Genomic DNA, 19,406 nt, shown 5'->3' on the forward strand with positions numbered 1-19,406 from the left:
TGTGAAAGTCAAATCAGGCCGAAGCCGCCTCCAGCTCGGCCCGGGTAGGCAAGCCTTCCATGTCACCCACCACCTGGATGGCGAACGCCCCGATGCGGTTGCCGCGCATGACGGCCTCGGGTACCGGCAAGCCTTCCAGCATGCCGCTGATGACCCCCACGGCGAAGCCGTCCCCTGCCCCCACGGTATCGACCACTTCCTTCACCGGCACCCCGGCCACCCTGCCCTCGCCTTCACTGTTGCGCCAGTAAGCGCCCTCGGCGCCCAGCTTGATGACCACCATCTTCACACCGCGCTCCAGGTAGAAGCCGGCGATGGCGCGCGGATCTTCATATCCGGTCAACAGCGTGCCTTCCGACAAACCCGGCAGCACCCAGTCGGCCTTGAAGGCCAGCGCATTCAACTGCTGCGCCATGACTTCGCGCGAGGGCCACAGCATCGGCCGCAGGTTGGGATCGAAGGAAATCGTCTTGCCCTGCGCCCGCATGAACTCCATGGCGTGATGGGCAAAGGCCATCGTCGTGGGCGACAAGGCCGGTGCGATGCCGGTGGCGTGCAGGTGCCGTGCCGCGCCGAAATACACCGGGTCGAAATCCTCCAGCGACAGGTGGCTGGCCGCCGATCCCTTGCGGTAATACTCGATGGCGGGATCCGCCCCATCCACCGCCTTGGCCTTCAACTGGATGGCCGTGCGGAATTCCATATCGGTCAACACGTGGCTGACGTCCACCCCTTCCTGCGCCACCCGCTTGCGGATGAAGCGGCCAAAGGCATCATTGCCCACCCGGCTGGCCCAACCCACCTTCAAGCCCAGGCGTGCCAGGCCGATGGCCACATTGGTCTCGGCACCGGCCAGTCGGCGCGTATATTTCTCCACTTCCTCGAAGGGGCCGACTTCGTCAGCCACCAGCAAGGCCAGGGCCTCTCCCCAAGTCACCACATCCAGTTGCATCGTCATAGTGCTTGTCCTCAGACGGCCGCCAGCATCGCCACGTGGCGGCGCGTCGTTTCTTCCAGATCCGTGCCCACCAGCGGGAATTCGATGGCCCGCAAGATGCCCGTGGGGAAATGCGCCAGCATGGACGGCCAGTGGGTATCCTGGGCCTGCAGCGGCACGGCCTTGAGCTTGCCCTTGTCCTCCTGCACGCCCTTGCAGTGCACGTAGCGCACGTGCGGTGCCAGCGAACGCGCGGCGGTCTCGGGATCGACGCCCTGCCAGTGCCAGTTGCCCATATCGAAGGTCATGCCGAAGGCATAGCCATTGCCGGTGCACAGCGCCAGGAAGCTGACGATGGGCTCCAGCCGTCCGCCCTGCGGGGTCTGGTCGTTTTCCAGCAGCACTTCGATGGGGGAATGCGAGAGGAAGCGCAGCAGCGATTGCAGGTCACTGCCTGCAGAAAAATGCCCGAGCGATACCTTCAGGAAACGCGCGCCGATCTCCTCGGCCTCATTCATCGCCTGGCCGATCTGCTCTCGATCAAATCGCCCGTCGGCACCGAACAATTCAAACGGCGCGGAATACACCGAAAACAGCTTGTGCTGCTCCAGCAGTGCGCGCAAGGCAGGCAGGTCCTGCGGACCATCGAACAGCTCACGCCGTATTTCAAGGCCAGCCGCCCCGGCCGCCGCCACCATCGGGACCAGGTCGGCATGGCCGACCCGCCGCACCAGGTCCGCCCCATAGGCCGAGGCGGCGACCAGGACCGGACTCACTTGAGTGCCCCTGCACCGATGAACTGCCTGGCTTCCGGGGTCTGCGGATCGGCGAAGAATTCCTCCGAAGGCCGCGCCTCCCACACCTTGCCCTGGTGCATGAAGACGGTGAGGTCCGCCACCCGGCGCGCGAATTCCATCTCGTGCGTGACCAGCAGCATGGTCATGCCGCCGCGTGCCAGCTCTTCCATGACCTTCAATACTTCGGCGGTCAGTTCCGGGTCCAGCGCCGAAGTCACTTCATCGAACAGCATCACCTGCGGCTCCATGGCCAGCGAGCGGGCAATGGCCACGCGTTGCTGCTGGCCGCCGGAGAGCTGCTCGGGATAGGCGTCGCGCTTGTGATCCAGGCCGACCTGCTTCAAGACCTTGATGGCCGTCTCGCGGGCGGTGTCGGTGGCGGTCTTCTTGACGATGCGGGGTGACAGCATGATGTTCTCCTCCACGGTCAGGTGCGGAAAGAGATTGTAATGCTGGAACACCATGCCCACATCCTTGCGCAATTCGATGAGGTGTTCGTGCTTGTTGGTGAGCTTGTGGCCGGCCACGGTGATGCTGCCGCCATCGATGGTCTCCAGCCCGTTGATGCAGCGGAGCATGGTGCTCTTGCCGGAGCCCGAACGGCCGATGATGGCCACCACCTGGCCGCGCTCGACCGACAGCGAAATGCCGTTCAAGACCTGGTTGCTGCCGAAGCGCTTGGTGATGTTGTCAATCTCAACGATGGGCATGGTATTTCCTCTCCAGGGCAAAAGCGAAACGGGACAGCGGATAACAGAAAACGAAGTAGATACCGGCCACGATGGGGAAGACCAGGAAAGGCTGGAAGGTCGCATTGCTGACCAGCTTGCCGGCCTGCGCCAGTTCCACCAGGCCGATGATGGAGGCGATCGAGGTGTTCTTGACGATCTGCACCAGGAAGCCCACGGTCGGCGGCAGCGAAATACGCACCGCCTGCGGCAGGATCACGTAGCGCAGCTGCTGCCAGCGCGTCATGGCCAGGGCGGTCGAGGCTTCCCACTGCGGCACCGGCACGGCCTCGATGCAGCCGCGCCAGATCTCGCCCAGATAGGCGCTGGAATAGATCGTCATGGCGATGGTGGCAGCCACCATGGGCGGGAGCTTGTAGCCGAAGATCGCCAGTCCGTAGAAGGACAGGAACAGGATGATCAGCACCGGCGTGCCCTGGATGATCTGGATGTACACCGCCGAAAGCAGCCGCAGCGGCGCCAGGTGCGAGGTGCGCATCAGGGCCACGATGAAACCGGCGATGCCGCCGCCGACGAAAGCCAGCACCGAGAGCAGCAGCGTCCAGCGCGCCGCCTCCAGCAGGAACAGGAAATTATCAAAGGAAAATTCAGCGAGCATCACATCCTCCTCGGACGAGCCACGCCCAGGCGGCGACGGCGTTTGAAGACCACCAGTCCGATCAGCCAGAAGGCCAGGCGGAACAGCAATGCCAGCAGGATGTAGAGCACCATCACCACCAGGTAGATTTCGAAGCTGCGGAAGGTCTCCGCATCAAGCAGGTTGGCCGTGGCCGTCAACTCTTCGGCCGAGATGGCCGAGACGATGCTGGAGGCCAGCATCATCAGCGTGAACTGGCTGGCCAGTGCCGGATAGACCTTTTCCAGCGCGGGCGTGAGCACCACATGCCGGATCACCTGCCCGCGCGTCATGGCCAGCGCATGCGCTGCCTCGATCTGCGAGGGGTGGATGGCCATCATGCCGGCCCGCACGATCTCGGTGGAGTAAGCCCCGAGGTTGACCGTCATGGCCACCAGTGCGGCGATGTTGGCATCGACCTGTACGCCGATGGAAGGCAGGCCGAAGAAGATGATGAACAGCTGCACCAGGAAAGGCGTGCTGCGGATCAGCTCCACGTAGGAGGTGACCGCCAGCCGCGCCGGTGCGCTGCCGTGAATGGAAATGATGGCGCCGAAAATGCCGACGGCCAAACCGCAGATCATCGACAGCGCGCTCAACCGGATGGTGAGCAGAGCGCCGACCAGCAACTGATCCAGGTGCTGGAAGATGAACGCGAACTGAAAATCGTAATGCATCGTGTGCTCCTCCGACAAACCCGCGCCGTCCGTTCATCCCCTGAACGGCGCGTGATCTGTTCTTCTCAGGCTGCGCAGTTCATGGCTGCGCAGCCGCTTCTGCAAGACAGATTCCGCAGGACGGAATCAGAACACCGGCAGGTTGGGCAGCGGACCGGCCCACTTGCGCGAGATGGCATCGAGTTCGCCGTTGAGCTTGACGTAGTAGATGAAGTTGTTGAGCCACTGCTGCAGCTCGTAGGAGCCCTTGCGCACGGTCATCGAATTGGGTTGCACCGAGTACGGGAACTTGACTTCGATCTTGCCCTGGCCACGGCTCTTGACGATTTCATTGGCCATGGTGTTGGGAATGGAGATGGCATCGACCTGGTTCGAGAGCAGCGCCTGGGTCACCGTGGAGTCATCCTCGAAACGCACCAGCACCGTACCCGGAGGGGCCAGGCGGGTCAGTGCGGTGTCGTTGGTGGAGCCGCGCGAGACGCCCACTTTCTTCTTCACCAGATCGTCCAGCTTCTTGTAGTTGCTGCCGACCGGACCGACGATGGAGAGTTCGAAACCGCTGTAGGGAATCGTGAACAGCACCGACTTGGCGCGCTCAGGCGTAGGGGCCAGGGTGGCGGCCAGCATGTCGACCTTGCCCGATTCCAGCGCCGGGATACGGGCCGGCGGCACCAGTGGCACGATCTCCACCGGCAGGCCGAGATACTTGCCGATCAGGTTGGCCACATCGACGTCATAACCAATGGGCTCGCCCTTGGCATCGACCGAACCGAACGGGGGAGTGCCACTGACCACACCGATGGTGATCTTGCCCTTCTTGGTCAGCTCGGCGATGCTCTGCGCACTGGCGCTGGCGGCGGTTGCCACTGCGCAGGCTGCGGCCAGCGTCAGTGCGACGAATTTTGCGTTGAAAATTTTCTTGATGCTCATCCTGGTCTCCTGATCAATCAATGCCGTGTGGACGGCAGTCCGTTGGGTGCGACAGGCGCCGGGTCCCGCACCCGCTCTCGCGTGGCCGCATGGACTCGTTGCCCCTCTTTGTTGCTGCCTGCTTGTGCTTCCCGCTTGCAGGTCTGTGATGCGGCCGGAAGGCCGTAATACGATTAATACGATTGCGTGAGGCTGAAATACGGGCTTCCCTTTTACTGAACAGCTCTGCAGTCCTGTTTCAAGGTCTTACCAATCGGGCGCATCATCACGTCAGCCGTCCCGCGTCTTGGTACCGGTTCCAGCAACGCGTTTAAATTTGGCTCATCCGCCCCGTCGGTGCCGGGGAAATCTTCTCGGCAATACCGCGCACCAGCGCGCGCTGCGGATGGCCTTCCACACTGGCAGTCGAGCCGCGGCAGATGAGGCGGGGGTCCAGCAGCATTTCCATGCGTACCGAGCGCTCGCCATGGATGCGCACCAGCAAGCGTTCGATGGCCGTGAAGCCGATGTCATAAGTCGGTTGTTCGATGGTGCTGATGCCGCTGCCCACCAAGGGCGACCAGGCCAGTTCATCGAAACAGAGCAGCCCCACATCGTCAGGAAAGCGCAGCGTCATGCTCTGCAAGGCCAGCGCGATCTGCAATGACACCATGCCGTTGCCGGCCAGCAGCGCCACTCGCCCCGTACTGCCGGCCGCTGCCCGGCGCAGGAAATATTCGCGCACGATCGTGGCCACATGGCCGGGCTGGTCCACATCCACTTCCAGCGTCTCGGCATGGCAATCGGGCCGCTGCGCCATCGCCTGCAAAAAACCCGCCTGCCGCCCTTGCCGCGAACTCACGCCATACAGGGGCTGCACCACCAGCGCGATATCGGTATAGCCCTGGGCCAGCAGGTGCTGCGTCCCCAATTGCGCGGCCTTGACGTTGTCCAGGCCGACCAGGTCGAAGTCGCAGCCTTCCACGTGCCGGTCCAGCAGCACCACCGGAAAGGCCGCCTGCCCCAGCTCGCGCAGCGGCGTCACGTTGCGGCCCTGGGTGTTGAACAGCAGGCCTTCGACGCTGTAGGAATGCAGGGCCGCCAGGGACTGCTTCTCACGCGCCTCGTCATTGCCGGTATTGCACAGCATGAGCGTGTAGCCATGCTTCTGGCAGGCCGCTTCCGCACCATGCAGCACGGCCACCGAATAGGGGTTGAGGATGTCCGCCACCAGCATGCCGATGAGGCGGGTGCGGCCACCCTTGAGCCCGCGCGCCATCTGGCTGGGCTGATAGCCCAGTCGCGCGATGGTCTTGCCGATCTGGTCGCGCAGACGTGCCGAGAGCGCGTCGAATTCGCCGCCCAGGTAACGCGATACGCTGGTCTTGGACACCCCGGCCTCCCGCGCCACTTGCGCGATGGTGACCCGGTCGGTGCCGGTCTTGGTGCTTTGTCTCACTATTGCCCGCCAAATCGTTGAACTGCGTCGGTTGATTTGCCTGAAGGTTCCGGGCTGCTCGTTTATATGAATCTTTTGGAACCGGTTCCAAGATAGCAGCGGGATTCCAGCGGGTCAAACTTATTTCAGATGAAAAATTTGAACAGATGCCATGAATGGCACGCTCACGTTCTCGCACGGCAATATGAATGGATCGGCGCATGAGACGGGCGCTTTCGGGCGACTGCTTCATTCCCGCCGTTCAAGGTCTGAACCCTGGCTCCTGATTGATGCAACGCACCAAACGCACTTCACGCGCGCCAGGCGACAAGATGCAAACGATCAGTAAATATTTGTTGCCAAGCACAAGAATGCGATATCATGAATAGTAATTATTCTCATTATTATCTGATTCATGCCCTCCCTTTCTCCCGGCGCCCTCGCCGTCCTCCTCGCCTTTTCCGTTTTGCCCGCTTCCACCGCCCTGGCGCAGACTGCCGGCACGGACAACAGCGCGGCCGCTGCGCAATTGCCCACCGTCGATGTGGTGGCCGATGGCGTCAACGACACCAAGTTCAAGGCCACCCAAAGCCAGGTCAACAAATCGACGACGCCGCTGTCGCAAACCCCGCAATCGGTATCGGTGGTCACGCGCTCCATGCTGGACAGCCAGCAAGCCGTGTCGCTGGCCGATGCGCTGGAGAACGTGCCCGGCGTGGTCGCGCAGCAATACGGCCGGCGCGGCTGGGATGACCTGATCATCCGTGGCCAGGTCGCTTCCGATTCGCTGTATCTGGATGGCCTGCGCACCACCGCCAGCTCGCGCGTGGCCGAGCAGCTGTTCGGCCTGCAGCAGGTCGAAGTGCTCAAGGGTCCGGGCTCGCTGCTGTACGGGCTGGTGCTGCCGGGCGGGCTGGTCAACATGGTCAGCAAGCGTCCGCAGGGCAATGACTTCGCCAACGTCGACGTGACCGTGGGCAGCCACGACTTCTACCAGAGCACCGTGGACCTGAACAAATCGCTGTCGGAAAACGGCAAGCAGGCCTTCCGCATCAACGGTCTCATCTCCAACTCGAACGATGCCACCGACAACGTGTGGTTCAAGAACCGCTACATCGCGCCCTCGCTGTCGCTGGACCTGGGTGCGCGTACCGACTTCACCATCCTGACCAGCTACCAGGAACGCAACTACGTGCGCCAGCAAGGGCTGCCGCTGTCGGGCTCGATCAACAGCAACGTCAACGGCGCGCTGCCGCGCAGCCTCTTCATCGGCGAGCCGGGCGCGCGTCCTTATGCGGCCAACGAGACCCGCATCGGCTATGCGCTGACGCACCGCTTCGATGACGGCTGGACGCTCAACAACAACGTGCGTTACCAGCAGTTCGAGATGAGCGGGCAGTTGGTGGCCAACAATGTCCTGTCGAGCACCGGCCGCAGTCTCACGCGCACCGGTACGGACCAGACCTATGAAGGCCAGACCTTCAGCATCGATACCAATATCCAGCGCAGCTTCAATACGGACTTCGGCAAGCACGAGATCACCCTGGGGACGGACTATCTCAATTCACGCGAGGACACGCTCTCCTACACCTGCACGGTGGCAGCGCTCAACGTCTACAACCCGGTGTATGGCGCGCGCCTGAATTGCCCGACCACACCCACCACCTACACCTCGACCAGCATCCGCGATACCGGCTTGTATGCACGCGACAAGATCAGCTTCGGCCAACGTTGGCAATTGCTGACCGGCCTGCGCTACGACAATGTCTCGACCTACTCGACCAACCTGCGCACCGGCGCGCATACCGACAATCCGGCCAGCGCCACGACGGGCTCGGCCGCATTGATGTATGAGCTGGTTCGCGGAGTACGTCCCTACATCAGCTACGCGACCTCGTTCTATCCCAACAGCGGCACCGATGTGAGCGGCGGCACCTTCAAGCCCGAGACCGGCAAGCAATGGGAAGCCGGCGTGAAGTTCGACCTCGACGAAGGCCGCACCAGCGTGAACGTGGCCGTGTTCGACCTGCGTCGCCGCAACGTGCTGGTGAGCGATCCCAACAACACCGGCTTCAACATTGCCGTGGGTGAACAGCGTTCGCAGGGCGGCGAGATCAGCGTGACCTCGGACCTGCGCAATGGCCTGAGCCTCAACGCGGGCTACTCCTATACGGCGGCCATCGTGACCGATGACGGCGGCCAGCGCAGCACCACCGTGGGCCAGTGGCTGGACAACGTCCCGCGCCACAACTTCACCACCAGCGCCCGTTATCGCTTCAAGGGCCAGCTGGCCGGATGGGAGTGGAATGGCGGCGTGCACGGCCAGAGCATGATGCGCACCAATGGCTATACCCTGCCCGGCTACGTGCTGGCCGATACCGGCGTGGCCTACAACGCCGAACGCTGGCGCGCTGCGCTCAACGTCAAGAACATCTTCAATACGCACTATTACGCGGGCGGTCTGGCGCGTGCGGTGGCGTTGGGGGATGACCGGACCATCTTGCTGACGCTGGGGTATCGTTACTGATTGCCTGCACTGCATTCTCGTGATTCAAGATCGGCCGCTTTTGTGCGGCCGATTTTTTTATCCAAATGATTCGACATGTGCTGCTTCATTCATCGTATGGGCGGCCAGGAGCACATCACGGCTTGCTTGTTGAGGCATCATGCCGTTTCCCCCCTCCCCTGCCCGGAAGAAACTGCCATGAAACCAAAGAGATGCTTGCCGCTGTCACGATCACTGGCAATGTATGGATTGCTGCTGCTCACACCTCCCTGCATCCATGCCACGGAGAGCGCAGCGGACGATCTCTCCCTCCTGCGCCAGACCCCCACCTTCGCCCTCGGCCAGGTCGGTTTCATCGGCCACATCAGTGAAAGCGAACAACGCTATCGCCGCTTGCTGCAATCCCCGGCCGCGCTGGAGCTATTCACGCGGCTGATCGACGACGGCTCCGCCACCAAGGAAGCGCGGCTCTACGCGGCCTGTGCCCTGCGCAAGCTGAACGCGGCGCAATTTGTGCAACTCACGAACGAACTGCGCAAGGAAGGCGGTCATGTCTCTGTTTTGCGTACAGACATCCTCCAACGTGAATCCATACAAGATCAATTGCAGACCATCGCGCAGCACGGCTGTGCCGATGCGCATTGGCGTTAGGCGTCACGCCGCACCGGCGCACGGAATCAACACGTAACAGAAAAAAGAAGACATCCCCGCGCCGCAAGGTCTGCAGGAAAAGAAGACAAGTCAAACGGGAAGTAAAAAGCGAAAACGAAAAGTGGCGGACTCCCGAAGAAGTCCGCCCGAAATGAAGGCCAGAAGGAGCCTATGACGAAACTGAACAGTGTTTCCCTTCAATCTCGGCCCTCATGGTAGTCAGTCCCCTCCACTCCAGGCAAATCCGCACCACCGATTAGCCGCATCAATACTGCAAATACTTCTCCAAGCAGGGCATCGGCCCTCTCGCGTTTGGTGCAGGATCGCGCCAAACGCCCTCTCCGTGCGGGTTTCGCGCATCATGCGGGTGCACCATGCACAAGCCTGCGTGCCATCCCGGAGCAGCCTAATCATTATTACTAATATTCATTCGGCCAATTCCTAAATAGAATTTGACCCTGATTTGACCCAGGACGACACTCAGCTACCTCCTTTCAACCAAAGTGGTGTGCCATGAATTCGATCACGCTCGATGTTTATCCCGTCCAGAAAAAAATCGTCACCGCTGCCCCACCGCATGCGGACTCTCCCGAAATGGATACGCTCATTGCGGAAGTGACTGCGCGCCGCGACGAGTTCGACCAGTTGGGCCACGTGCCACGCGACATCGTGGCCACCATGAAGAAGGCCGGCATCTTCCGCAGCGGCACGCCGCGCAAGTTCGGTGGCGAAGCGTTGGCCCCGGCGCCCTTCCTGGCCATGGTCGAACGCATCTCCAAGGCCGATGGCTCGGCCGGCTGGGTCGCGGCCTTCGGTTCGGCCAATACCTATCTCGCCGCCCTGCCCATCGAAACGCAGCGCAAGATCTACGCAAGCGGTCCCGACCAGGTCTATGCCGGCGGTCTCTATCCGCTGCAGGAAGCGAAGGCCGTCCCCGGCGGATGGGAAATCACCGGGCGCTGGCACTTCGCCAGCGGCTGCAAGGGCGCAGACTGGATCGGCGTGGGTATCAAGGACACCAGCGGCCCGGACGACGGCACGCAAAAGCCCGCGCTCATGGCCGTGATGCCGGCGTCTGAAATCGAGATCGTGGACAACTGGAACGTGGTCGGCATGCAAGGCACCGGCAGCCACGATACCCGCCTCAAGGACAAGTTCGTGGCCCACGAATGGACCTGTGCCCGCGGTGCGGCCGGCCTCATCGATGAGCCGCTGTATCGCTATCCGGCCCTGGCCTACCAGGCTGAAGTGCATGCGGCCGTCAATATCGGCCTGGCGCGCGCCGCACTGGACATCGTCACCGACATGGCCGGTGGCGCCAAGATCATGCCGGGTGCGCTGCGCCTGTCGGACCGGGCGTATTACAAGATCAAGCTCGGCGTCTCCGAAGCCAAGTGGCGCAGCGCCCGCATGTTCTTCTACGATGCCTGCGAACAGGCCTGGGAACAGATCGTGGCGGGCAACCCCGTCACCGAAGAGATCGACATGATGCTCAAGCTCTCGGCCACCTATGCCGCGCGGGTCTCGATGGAAGTCGTCAACGACGCCTACCAGGCCGCCGGCATGGCCGCCATCCAGCGTACCCACCGCCTGCAGCGCATCGTGCGTGATGCGATGGTGGTGACGCAGCACGCGGCACTGTCGGAATTGAATTACGAAAGCGCTGGCGCGCTTTTTGCAAAGCTGGGGATCAAGCGCTGATGCGCCTCCCCTCCTGAAAATTGCCTGCGCTCATGCCTGCGCTGCAGGCGCAAGCGCACCCCGTGTTTTGCCTTTGTTACTGCCGTGCCTGCCATCTCCACTGGCGTTTCACCAACTTTACAAAGAGGACCCAGCCGTGACCCACTCCATCGTTTCGCCACAACGCCGCAAGCTGCTGCTCGGCGCCGCCTCGATGCTCGCCGCAGGCGCTGCGCCCGCCTTGCCAGCCCTGGCCCAGGGCGCGCCCGTCATCATCGGCGTCGGCGCTGATCCCGTCTTCACGGCCTTCTACGTCGCCGCCAACGAAAAGCTCTTCGCCAAATACGGCGCCCCCAACGTCACCGTGCAGTCCTACACCGACGGCGGCGAAGCGCTCAACGCGCTGGTGGCCAACCAGGTGCAGCTGGGCTGTGCCGGCGAACCCACGCACATCGTGCGCCTCTCGCGCGCCGAGCTGCGCCCGCTGGCCGTGACCTATCAATCCAAGACCTACGTCAAGCTGGTGGCGCGCAAGGCCATCACCTCGGCCGACAAGATCAAGAAGTTCGGCATCGTCGCCGGCTCGGTCTCGGAATACGTTACCGGCCTGACCCTGAAGACCCTCAACATCGATGCCGCCAAGGTCGAGATGGTGCGCTCCGGTCCGCCGGAACTGCCGGCCCTGCTGGCCCGTGGCGACATCGATGCCTACTTCGTCTGGGAACCGTGGCCCACGCTGGGCGTGCAGCAAGGCGGCCACATCCTCATGACCGCCGGCGACGTCGGCTACACCAGCACCCTGTGGCTCTCGGCCAATGCCAACTGGCTGGCCGCCAACAAGGAAGTGGCCGGCAACATCCTCAAGGCCCTGGCCGAAGCCTCCGAGATCACCCGTAAGGATCCGCCGCGCGCGGCGCAATCGGTGCAGGCCATCACCCGCATCCCGGTACCGCAGACCCTGAATTCGCTCAAGGACATGGAGCCCATCGTGCGCGACTTCACCGACACCGATCTCAAGACCGCCAACGCCATTGGCGAATTCCTGCTGTCGAAACAGGCCATCAAGGCGCCGGTGGACATGAGCAAGATCCTGCAACGCGGTTTCTACAAGGGGTAAGCCATGGGACATGGATCTTCAGTTTCCATCAAGCGCGTCGGCCTGACCATCGGCAAGAACGAGATCATGGCGGGCATCGACCTCGATATCCGCGCCGGAGAATTCATCTGCCTGCTGGGCCCCTCGGGGTGCGGCAAGTCCACCCTGCTCAATGCCATCGCGGGCTTCCAGGATGTCGCCGGCGAGATCAGCGTGGCCGGCAAGCGCGTCAAGGGGCCGGGGCTGGATCGCGGCGTCGTGTTCCAGTCGTCCGAGGCGCTGTTCCCGTGGCTGTCGGTGCGCGAGAACGTCGAGTACGGTCTCAAGCTGCGCGGCATCCCGGCCGCTGAACGCCGCTCTGCCGCCGAGCGCTATGTCTCGCTGGTCGGCCTGAAACACGCCATCGACAAGTTCCCGGCCGAGCTCTCCGGCGGCATGCGCCAGCGCGCGCAGATTGCCCGGGTGCTGGTCAATGAACCCTCGGTGGTGCTGATGGATGAGCCCTTCGGCGCCCTCGATGCGCAGACCCGCGAGGTGCTGCAAAGCGAGCTGGACCGCATCTGGAAAAGCACCGGCTGTACCATCGTCTTCGTCACCCACGACATCTGGGAAGCCATCCTGCTGGCCGACCGCGTGGTGACCATGACGGCCGGTCCGCGCGCCCACATCAAGACCATCGAAGAAGTCGACCTGCCGCATCCGCGCGATCCGGCCGACCCCGCCTGCATGGCACTGTATGCCCGCATCCGCGACGACATCGGTGCAGAAGTTACGCGCGTACTGCGCGCACAAGGTTTGATTGAAGAGGAATCCGTACAATGACCCAGCTCACACAGACAGCCTCCCCGACGGCACAAGAGTCGGCCATGCCATCCAACCTGGGTCGTCGCATGAAAGCAGCCCGTCCTTTCCTGATCTCGGTGGTCGCCATCGTCGGCGGCCTGGTGTTGTGGCAACTGGTCTCGATGACCACCTCGCCGCTGTTCCTGCCCTCGGTCTCGATGACCTGGGCCGCCGCGCTGGAACTGGTTGCCGACGGCACCCTGCAGCAATCGGTGCTGGCCTCCTCCGGGCGCATCCTGGCCGGCTGGGGTGCGGGTGTGGCCATCGGCGTACCACTGGGCATCTTCATGGGCCGCTTTGACCTGGTGCGGCAATTGCTCGATCCCTACATCGAGTTCTTCCGCTTCATCCCGCCGATCGCTTTCGTCACCCTGGCCGTGATCTGGCTTGGCCCCGGCGAACTGTCGAAGATCGCGCTGATCTTCTACACCACGGTGTTCATCGTCACGCTCAACACCATCGCCGGCGTGCAAGCAGTAAACCCGCTGCGCCTGCGTGCAGCGGCCTCGCTGGGTGCCGGCCAATGGAAGATCCTGACTACCGTGATCCTGCCCTCGACCGTGCCCTTCATGGTCACCGGCGCCCGCATCGCGATGGGCAATTCCTTCCTGACGGTGGTCTCGGCGGAAATCGTCTCGGCCCGCGAAGGCTTGGGCGCCCTGATCTGGACGGCGCGCAACTTCAGCCGTACCGAGTGGGTGTTCGTGGGCATCATCGCGCTGGGCCTGCTGGGCTACCTGTTTGACCGCGTCCTGCGTATCGCTACCCGCAAGCTGCTGGCGCGCTACCTGTAAGCCCCAAGCCCCTCCTCGCGGCGATGCACTGATCGCCGCTGCCAACCCTGCGCTTGTATGCAGCGTTGGCTTTTCCCATCCATACAAGATCAAGATCACGAGAGACCAGGCACCATGACCGACTTCACCCAGGAAATCCAGCAACTCAAGCGTCGCCTCGACATCCTCGAAGCCGAGGCCGACATCCGCCGTATCCAGGCACGCTACATGTTCCTGTGCGACACGCCCTGCCCCGAGCCGGTGGCCGATGACGCCGAACGCATCGAGAAGATCCTCGAGCTCTATGCCGAAGACGCCATCTGGGAAGGCGTCGGTTCCTACTACGAGGGCCAGTTCGGCCAGGCCGTCGGCAAGGATGCGATCCGCAAGCACTTCCAGGCCTTCTGGGGCCAGAAGAAAGATCCGGAACTGCTCCTGAACGTGCACTACCTGACCTCGGAACAGATCCACGTCAATGCCGAATGCACGCATGCCGATGGCCAGTGGGTGCACTGCCAGCCCTGGATCTTCGGCGACGGCTCCTCGCTGCTGCGCTCCAGCCGGCTCAACAACCTGTTCAAGAAGGTCGACGGGGTGTGGAAGATCGCGCGCACCCGTACCGAGAATGTGTTCGTGGCACCGCTGGCTTCCGGCTGGGCCAACAATGTGCCGACCTATTCGGTGCTGATGAAGTAACGAAGCGCTGGAATCTTCAAACGATACAAATCAAACGATACAAATCATTTATATCGTTTTGTGATGCACGCCGCCGTTCGTTGTAACTGAGTTGAGCGGGAAGAGGCTGCGGCCTCTTCACCGCGTCGGAAAGCCATTCCCATGCCTCCTGCCCATCCCGTCCTCCTGCGCCAGTTCATCCCCACCAGCGCCGGCCCGCTGCACGTCGCCAGCATGGGCGAAGGATTGCCCGTGCTGCTGCTGCACCAGACTCCGCGTTCCTGGGACGAATTCCGCGACGTGCTGCCGCTGCTGGCGCAGCGCTACCGGCCCATCGCCATCGACACGCTTGGCTTTGGCGACTCCTGCAAGCCGCCGCCGGCTGAGCACAGCATCGAGCGCTGGGCCAGCCTCGCCTTGGAAGTGATGGACCAGCTGGGCATCCGCAAGGCCGCCGTGGTCGGCCACCATACCGGCGCCGTCACGGCCATGGAAATCGCGGCGTCGGCTCCTGAGCGGGTGGCGGCGCTGGTGCTGTCTTCCTGTCCCTACAACGACGAAGCACGGCGCAGCGCCCACGCGGGCAAACGCACCGTGGACGATGTGGAGGTGCGCACCGATGGCGCGCACCTGCAGGAGCTGTGGCAGCGCCGCGAGCCCTTCTATCCGCAAGGCGATACCGACCTGCTCACGCGCTTCATGGTGGATGCCCTCAAGGCCGGGCCGATGGCCTCGCATGGCCATATCGTGGTGCGCAACTATCACATGGAAGATCGCATCGGCCTGGTCCGCGCGCCCACGCTGGTGTTGCGGGCAGGGCGCGATCCCCACGCTGCGCCCTACAGCGAACGTATCGCTCAGGCCATTGCCGACTGCCAGTGGCAGACACTGGAGGACGGCATGGTCCCCATGCCGGACCAGATGCCAGACCTCTTTGCAGCAGCGGTGATGGATTTCCTGCAGCGCAGTTGCTGACGCTTACTCGCGGGTGAAAGCGTAATCGCGCTCAACCTTGCAGATCCGTGTCTTGTAGGCCTCGTACCACTGCTGGCGCCCCAGGCGCTGGGCCAGTTGGTGATCCAGGTCGCGTTTCCACGCAGCGATGGCCTCCAGGCTCGCCCAGTAAGACACGGTGATACCCACCCCTTCGCGCGCCGACTCCAGCCCCAGGAAACCGGGCTGGCGCGACGCCGCCTCCACCATGGCTTCGGCCATCTCGCCATAGCCGTGATCGCCCTCGGTACGCAGGGAAGTGAAGATGACGGCGTAATAGGGAAGGTCTCCGGTGACGGCAATGCTCATGATGTAACTCCAGAACAGGGAAGGATCAGGCGTTCTCGGCCTCGCGTCCGAACATTTCGATGAGCAGGCTGCGCAGCCACTGGATGCCCGAGTCCGCCGAGAAGCGCGTGTGGGTGTAGATGCTCACTGGAATGCGCGGCATTTCCAGCGGCAGGTCCAGCAGCACGCAGGCCTCATCGACGTTGTGGCGCTCGGCGATGCTGCGCGGCAGGAACAGCGCCAGGTCGGTACCGCGCACAATCTGCGGGGCCACCGTGAAGTGCGGCATGCGCAAGGCAAAATCGCGCTTCACGCCGGCGTTGCGCAGCACGTCCTCGGCCAGCTGGTGGCCGGTGGTATTGGTGTTGGCGTAGACGTAGCGCAGCTGCAGCAGGCTCTCCATGGTCAGCGGCTCGCTGGCCTGGGGATGGGTCTTGCGCAGCATGCACACGTAGTCGTCATTGAGCACCAGCTGACTCTGGCAATCCTCGGGCAGGCCCGGCAGGTAGCCGAAGGCCAGGTCGATGTCGCCATTGCGCATGGCTGCGCCCAGGTTTTCCATGGCCATCTGCTGCACTTCGATGGAGACGTGCGGCGCGGCGTGGGCCAGTTCCTCCATCAGCAAGGGCAGCACGTGGCTGCACGACATGTCCGACATGACCAGGTGGAAGGTCCGCGTGGCCGTGGCCGGATCGAAACTGGCGTGGGTATGCAGGGCCTCGTGGATGATGCCGAGGGCGCGGGCGATGGGCTCATGTAGCCGGATCGCTGTTTCGGTGGGCACCATGGCGCTGGTGCTGCGCACGAAGAGCGGATCATCGAACATTTCGCGCAGGCGGCGCAGGGCGTGGCTCACGGCGGGCTGGGTCAGGTGCAGGCGGTCGGCGGCAGCGGTGAGGCTACGCAACTCCCAGATGACGATGAAGGTCTTGAGCAGGTTCAAGTCCACTGCGCCGATATTCATTTGCTTCATGCGGAACATTCCAGACAATCATTTGACCCGCCATTTGTGCAGGGTCTATTGTTCATCCCAGGACGCAGGCTTTCATAGGCGATGCGTTCTCCCTCTCACCTGCTGATCGACATCCGCCAGACGGCGCCGCAGACGACATTGCTGATGGCGCAAAGGATACGAAGCCTTGTGCCGGATGTCATCTCTTTTTTGGACGGACCTACCATGAAGCAAGATTTTCGCGACGCCATGGCGCGTCTCTCGGCTGCGGTCAACATCATCACCACCGATGGTCCTGCCGGACGCGCAGCCATGACGGTGAGCGCCGTCAGTTCGGTCTCCGACGACCCGGCCACGGTGCTGGTGTGCATCAACGTCAAGAGCGCAGCCCATCCCATCCTGGTGGGCAACGGACGGCTGTGCATCAACATCCTGGCCGGGCATCACGAAGACGTGGCGCGCATGATTGCCGGCATGACCGGGCTGGCGGCCGAAGAACGTATGGCGCAGGTGGGCTGGGAAACTGGCGACTACGGCCAGCCGGTGTTGCCCGATGCACTCGCGGTGCTGGAGGGCGACATCGTCTTGCAGCAACAGGCGGGCACGCACAGCGTGTTGTTCGTGGAGATCCGGCACATCCGCCTGGCCGCATCGCAAGCCGATGGGCTGGCTTATTTTGGACGGCGTTTTCATCGGATGGCGGTGGGGGTGGGGGCGTGAAGGGGAGCTGGAATAGAGGCCGCGGCGAAGGGCCGTCTTTAGTTGAATCAGTTTCACTAAAGCATCAATTTTCTCAATCCTAAATCGACCGCAAGAAAAATTCGTGGGCAATTAAAGGATCACGCGTCCCCGCATGTGAAACCGCACATTCAGTTTTTCGACGTAATATTTAACAAAATTTTTCTATGGAATTAGTAAGACGCACGGATCGACTTTTGGGGTCAAGATTGTCGTTCGTCGCTTCCCTCTGGTAATGCTGACGCGAAAGTTCTGCCTGGACTGGCTATCAGCCATTTCTCGTGAATTAAATCGGACTATACGGTCGCCATTAAAAGGTGGCTGGCCTTTCCGATAGATAGGCCAGCCTTCAAAAATCACCACTTCATCAAATTGCTTTCCTTTGGCTTTGTGCATGTTCATCACTACTACTCCTGATTCTGGCCGCGTATTTGTAGAGAAATGATCCTTCACAAATGCCAGACGCACTATTTCTAATGCATTTCGATATGACCCATTTTCACGCCAGTCTTGAGCAAGATCTTGCCTAAGCTGAGATCCTCGCTCTAAAAGGCGAACGTTGCGGACCTCATTTGCAATTTCTTTCAACCTGCTACACGCACCCTCGGCCAATGTTTCGCGAACCAGTTTCCAATCAGTATCTGGATCGCCGACTAAGGAGAGCGTTCCTATCTTGTTATAAACCGAAATTGTATTGACCAATACATTGCGCTGCCGAAGAGCTCGTCCCTCTGCTTCCCTCTGAATGTTTTCCTCGTAGGATCGGCGAATCGTTGATGCTTCTTTGAGCGCAGTTTGGGTAGGATCGCCCCCCCCTTTTCCGAGAAAGTAGTTACATAAAAGGTCAATAAAGAGAGAAAAGTGGTTTGGTTGATTCTGTCTCTGTAATAGATGAGCAATTAACTCTGCTCCCAAAATTGGCGCTTCCATCTCAACAGCCGCCGAGTGCGGTATCCCATTGAGACCGGCAGGGGGTGATCGTAGAGCATCCGATACAAGTCGAGTAAGTTTTTTCGTAGGAACCAGAACTGCAATCGACCAGTCTTTTACTTTGGCCGTAACTAGGCGGCTACGCGCTGCATACAATGTAGTAATTAGAGTAGTCACTGCAGGCGCGGGGAATGCCTCGAAGGTGGCTATATCGATACCTTCGTAACTAGATTGACTGAATTGACCCTTTAATATGTCATTTCCGAAGACCGCTATATCCGTTCCTCTGCTTCTGTGATTGTCGGTGCTTAAATCGATCACATCAGGGTGGAATATCTCTTTGAATTGGTCGAGGCGGGCAGGATCTGCTCCGATCCAATCGTAAATACGTTGTTCTGGATCAGCCAAAGAAATTAGGCGTGAAAATTCGCCAAGTGCTTTGACTACAGACCACTGCGCAGCATTCGTGTCCTGGAATTCGTCTAGGATAATGGTGGGATATCTTGTGCTGATAAGCGCTCGAATCTTGACGCTTCCCTCAAGAATTTTCCCAACGTAGGGAGCATATAAATCGAAACAGACTTTTCCATCTTCATTTGCAAGGCGGGTTCGCTGGATAGACTCGGCGTCCCGTTTCGCTGACTTCTGATCTTCGGTCAAAGATCTGATCGGGAACGCTGATCGCACCTCAGACATCGCAACCGCTTCACCTGCCGGAGTCAGAAGAGTCAAGCGGCGTGGTAAGCCGATTAGATAGCCATGTGTTTTAAGAATTTTCCAAAAAAATGAATGGTACGTTTCGACCTCTATAAGTGCTTTGTACTCAGCGGGGATACTCTTCTCCGCATCAATAGCCTCTGCTACACGTGTCACAGTCGCTCGAGCAAAACTAAGAAAAAGGATCTTTTGTCCTGGTGCAATTTCTCGTTGCGCTATTTCAGATGCTTTGAGAATTGATATTGTTGTTTTACCGGACCCGGGGCCACCTATGACCAGCAAGTTTTTGTCGGAGGCCATTACAGCCTTCTGGCCTTCACTGAGTCGCATAGAAATTTCTCTCTCAGAGTAAAGTGGACCCATCCGTCAAGACAGCGTTTGCCAGAATTTAAGCTGCATCCATGACTTCACTTGCAGCAGAACAGCGCTGCCCTGATCCTG

19 protein-coding genes are annotated in these 19,406 nt (G+C 61.1%); 9 read left to right on the top strand and 10 right to left on the bottom strand.

Annotated features, from left to right (window positions below):
- Nucleotides 1-13: 13 nt before the first annotated feature.
- From CEJ45_RS19640 to CEJ45_RS19670, 7 genes are all read right to left on the bottom strand, one after another.
- Entirely contained in the window at nt 14-958 is a 945-nt protein-coding gene (locus CEJ45_RS19640) for a sugar kinase (protein WP_088756746.1), read from the bottom strand.
- An 11-nt stretch (nt 959-969) separates the two neighbouring features.
- Complete coding sequence (locus tag CEJ45_RS19645; RefSeq protein ID WP_088756748.1) at nt 970-1,713, bottom strand: sugar phosphate isomerase/epimerase family protein; 744 nt, start codon at nt 1,711-1,713, stop codon at nt 970-972.
- The gene (locus CEJ45_RS19650; RefSeq protein ID WP_088756750.1) at nt 1,710-2,444 is read right to left on the bottom strand and encodes an amino acid ABC transporter ATP-binding protein; all 735 of its coding nucleotides are present in this window, start codon (nt 2,442-2,444) and stop codon (nt 1,710-1,712) included. Before CEJ45_RS19650 ends, CEJ45_RS19645 begins: the two co-directional genes overlap by 4 nt.
- Nucleotides 2,431-3,081, bottom strand: a complete 651-nt coding sequence (locus tag CEJ45_RS19655; RefSeq protein WP_088756751.1) for an amino acid ABC transporter permease — start codon at nt 3,079-3,081, stop codon at nt 2,431-2,433. Before CEJ45_RS19655 ends, CEJ45_RS19650 begins: the two co-directional genes overlap by 14 nt.
- A complete protein-coding gene (locus CEJ45_RS19660; RefSeq protein ID WP_088756753.1) occupies nt 3,081-3,776 on the bottom strand; it encodes an amino acid ABC transporter permease in 696 nt (231 codons plus the stop codon). Before CEJ45_RS19660 ends, CEJ45_RS19655 begins: the two co-directional genes overlap by 1 nt.
- A 126-nt stretch (nt 3,777-3,902) precedes the next feature.
- A complete protein-coding gene (locus CEJ45_RS19665) occupies nt 3,903-4,706 on the bottom strand; it encodes a transporter substrate-binding domain-containing protein (protein ID WP_088756756.1) in 804 nt (267 codons plus the stop codon).
- A 310-nt stretch (nt 4,707-5,016) separates the two neighbouring features.
- Nucleotides 5,017-6,144, bottom strand: coding sequence for a LacI family DNA-binding transcriptional regulator (locus CEJ45_RS19670; RefSeq protein WP_187697716.1), 1,128 nt, complete (start codon nt 6,142-6,144; stop codon nt 5,017-5,019).
- A 394-nt stretch (nt 6,145-6,538) separates the two neighbouring features.
- Here CEJ45_RS19670 and CEJ45_RS19675 point away from each other — a divergent pair, with 394 nt between their 5' ends.
- From CEJ45_RS19675 to CEJ45_RS19710, 8 genes are all read left to right on the top strand, one after another.
- On the top strand, nt 6,539-8,650 hold the full coding sequence (locus tag CEJ45_RS19675; protein ID WP_088756759.1) for a TonB-dependent siderophore receptor: 2,112 nt from the start codon (nt 6,539-6,541) through the stop codon (nt 8,648-8,650).
- A 177-nt stretch (nt 8,651-8,827) separates the two neighbouring features.
- Nucleotides 8,828-9,280: an MchS3 family protein gene (mchS3, locus tag CEJ45_RS19680; RefSeq protein ID WP_088756761.1), complete on the top strand. Its 453-nt coding sequence runs from the start codon at nt 8,828-8,830 to the stop codon at nt 9,278-9,280.
- A 513-nt stretch (nt 9,281-9,793) separates the two neighbouring features.
- Nucleotides 9,794-10,981 carry an acyl-CoA dehydrogenase family protein gene (locus CEJ45_RS19685; protein WP_088756763.1) on the top strand — a complete coding sequence of 396 codons (1,188 nt, stop codon included), beginning with the start codon at nt 9,794-9,796 and terminating at the stop codon, nt 10,979-10,981.
- Nucleotides 10,982-11,117: 136 nt separating this feature from the next.
- Nucleotides 11,118-12,077, top strand: coding sequence for an ABC transporter substrate-binding protein (locus tag CEJ45_RS19690; protein WP_088756764.1), 960 nt, complete (start codon nt 11,118-11,120; stop codon nt 12,075-12,077).
- A 3-nt stretch (nt 12,078-12,080) separates the two neighbouring features.
- Nucleotides 12,081-12,878 carry an ABC transporter ATP-binding protein gene (locus CEJ45_RS19695; RefSeq protein WP_088756766.1) on the top strand — a complete coding sequence of 266 codons (798 nt, stop codon included), beginning with the start codon at nt 12,081-12,083 and terminating at the stop codon, nt 12,876-12,878.
- The gene (locus CEJ45_RS19700) at nt 12,875-13,693 is read left to right on the top strand and encodes an ABC transporter permease (RefSeq protein ID WP_088756768.1); all 819 of its coding nucleotides are present in this window, start codon (nt 12,875-12,877) and stop codon (nt 13,691-13,693) included. The genes CEJ45_RS19695 and CEJ45_RS19700 overlap by 4 nt, the downstream gene beginning before the upstream one ends.
- Before the next feature lie 114 nt (nt 13,694-13,807).
- Nucleotides 13,808-14,368, top strand: a complete 561-nt coding sequence (locus tag CEJ45_RS19705; protein WP_088756770.1) for a nuclear transport factor 2 family protein — start codon at nt 13,808-13,810, stop codon at nt 14,366-14,368.
- A gap of 141 nt (nt 14,369-14,509) precedes the next feature.
- Nucleotides 14,510-15,322, top strand: coding sequence for an alpha/beta fold hydrolase (locus CEJ45_RS19710; RefSeq protein ID WP_088756771.1), 813 nt, complete (start codon nt 14,510-14,512; stop codon nt 15,320-15,322).
- A gap of 3 nt (nt 15,323-15,325) precedes the next feature.
- Here the strand turns inward: CEJ45_RS19710 and CEJ45_RS19715 are convergent, their stop codons facing one another.
- Both CEJ45_RS19715 and CEJ45_RS19720 read right to left on the bottom strand, forming a co-directional pair.
- On the bottom strand, nt 15,326-15,649 hold the full coding sequence (locus CEJ45_RS19715) for an antibiotic biosynthesis monooxygenase family protein (RefSeq protein WP_088756772.1): 324 nt from the start codon (nt 15,647-15,649) through the stop codon (nt 15,326-15,328).
- A 25-nt stretch (nt 15,650-15,674) separates the two neighbouring features.
- Entirely contained in the window at nt 15,675-16,601 is a 927-nt protein-coding gene (locus tag CEJ45_RS19720; RefSeq protein WP_088756781.1) for a LysR family transcriptional regulator, read from the bottom strand.
- Between the two features lie 204 nt (nt 16,602-16,805).
- Between CEJ45_RS19720 and CEJ45_RS19725 the strand changes: the two genes are divergently transcribed.
- Nucleotides 16,806-17,300, top strand: coding sequence for a flavin reductase (locus CEJ45_RS19725; protein ID WP_088756773.1), 495 nt, complete (start codon nt 16,806-16,808; stop codon nt 17,298-17,300).
- A 183-nt stretch (nt 17,301-17,483) separates the two neighbouring features.
- On the opposite strand, the gene CEJ45_RS19730 is transcribed toward CEJ45_RS19725, so the two are convergent.
- Nucleotides 17,484-19,328 (bottom strand): UvrD-helicase domain-containing protein, encoded by a 1,845-nt coding sequence (locus CEJ45_RS19730; RefSeq protein ID WP_338152877.1) that lies wholly within the window; start codon nt 19,326-19,328, stop codon nt 17,484-17,486.
- Nucleotides 19,329-19,406 lie beyond the last annotated feature (78 nt).

It is taken from the genome of Herbaspirillum aquaticum, from assembly GCF_002213425.1.
In the GTDB taxonomy this organism is placed as follows: Bacteria; Pseudomonadota; Gammaproteobacteria; order Burkholderiales; family Burkholderiaceae_D; genus Herbaspirillum; species Herbaspirillum aquaticum.

Coding starts and splice junctions, on each gene's coding strand:
- CEJ45_RS19700 (WP_088756768.1), top strand. CDS start 12,875: ATGACCCAGCTCACACAGACAGCCTCCCCGACGGCACAAGAGTCGGCC.
- CEJ45_RS19660 (WP_088756753.1), bottom strand. CDS start 3,776: ATGCATTACGATTTTCAGTTCGCGTTCATCTTCCAGCACCTGGATCAG.
- CEJ45_RS19710 (WP_088756771.1), top strand. CDS start 14,510: ATGCCTCCTGCCCATCCCGTCCTCCTGCGCCAGTTCATCCCCACCAGC.
- CEJ45_RS19705 (WP_088756770.1), top strand. CDS start 13,808: ATGACCGACTTCACCCAGGAAATCCAGCAACTCAAGCGTCGCCTCGAC.
- CEJ45_RS19725 (WP_088756773.1), top strand. CDS start 16,806: ATGAAGCAAGATTTTCGCGACGCCATGGCGCGTCTCTCGGCTGCGGTC.
- CEJ45_RS19650 (WP_088756750.1), bottom strand. CDS start 2,444: ATGCCCATCGTTGAGATTGACAACATCACCAAGCGCTTCGGCAGCAAC.
- CEJ45_RS19695 (WP_088756766.1), top strand. CDS start 12,081: ATGGGACATGGATCTTCAGTTTCCATCAAGCGCGTCGGCCTGACCATC.
- CEJ45_RS19675 (WP_088756759.1), top strand. CDS start 6,539: ATGCCCTCCCTTTCTCCCGGCGCCCTCGCCGTCCTCCTCGCCTTTTCC.
- CEJ45_RS19715 (WP_088756772.1), bottom strand. CDS start 15,649: ATGAGCATTGCCGTCACCGGAGACCTTCCCTATTACGCCGTCATCTTC.
- CEJ45_RS19655 (WP_088756751.1), bottom strand. CDS start 3,081: ATGCTCGCTGAATTTTCCTTTGATAATTTCCTGTTCCTGCTGGAGGCG.
- mchS3 (WP_088756761.1), top strand. CDS start 8,828: ATGAAACCAAAGAGATGCTTGCCGCTGTCACGATCACTGGCAATGTAT.
- CEJ45_RS19730 (WP_338152877.1), bottom strand. CDS start 19,328: ATGGGTCCACTTTACTCTGAGAGAGAAATTTCTATGCGACTCAGTGAA.
- CEJ45_RS19720 (WP_088756781.1), bottom strand. CDS start 16,601: ATGAAGCAAATGAATATCGGCGCAGTGGACTTGAACCTGCTCAAGACC.
- CEJ45_RS19685 (WP_088756763.1), top strand. CDS start 9,794: ATGAATTCGATCACGCTCGATGTTTATCCCGTCCAGAAAAAAATCGTC.
- CEJ45_RS19665 (WP_088756756.1), bottom strand. CDS start 4,706: ATGAGCATCAAGAAAATTTTCAACGCAAAATTCGTCGCACTGACGCTG.
- CEJ45_RS19640 (WP_088756746.1), bottom strand. CDS start 958: ATGACGATGCAACTGGATGTGGTGACTTGGGGAGAGGCCCTGGCCTTG.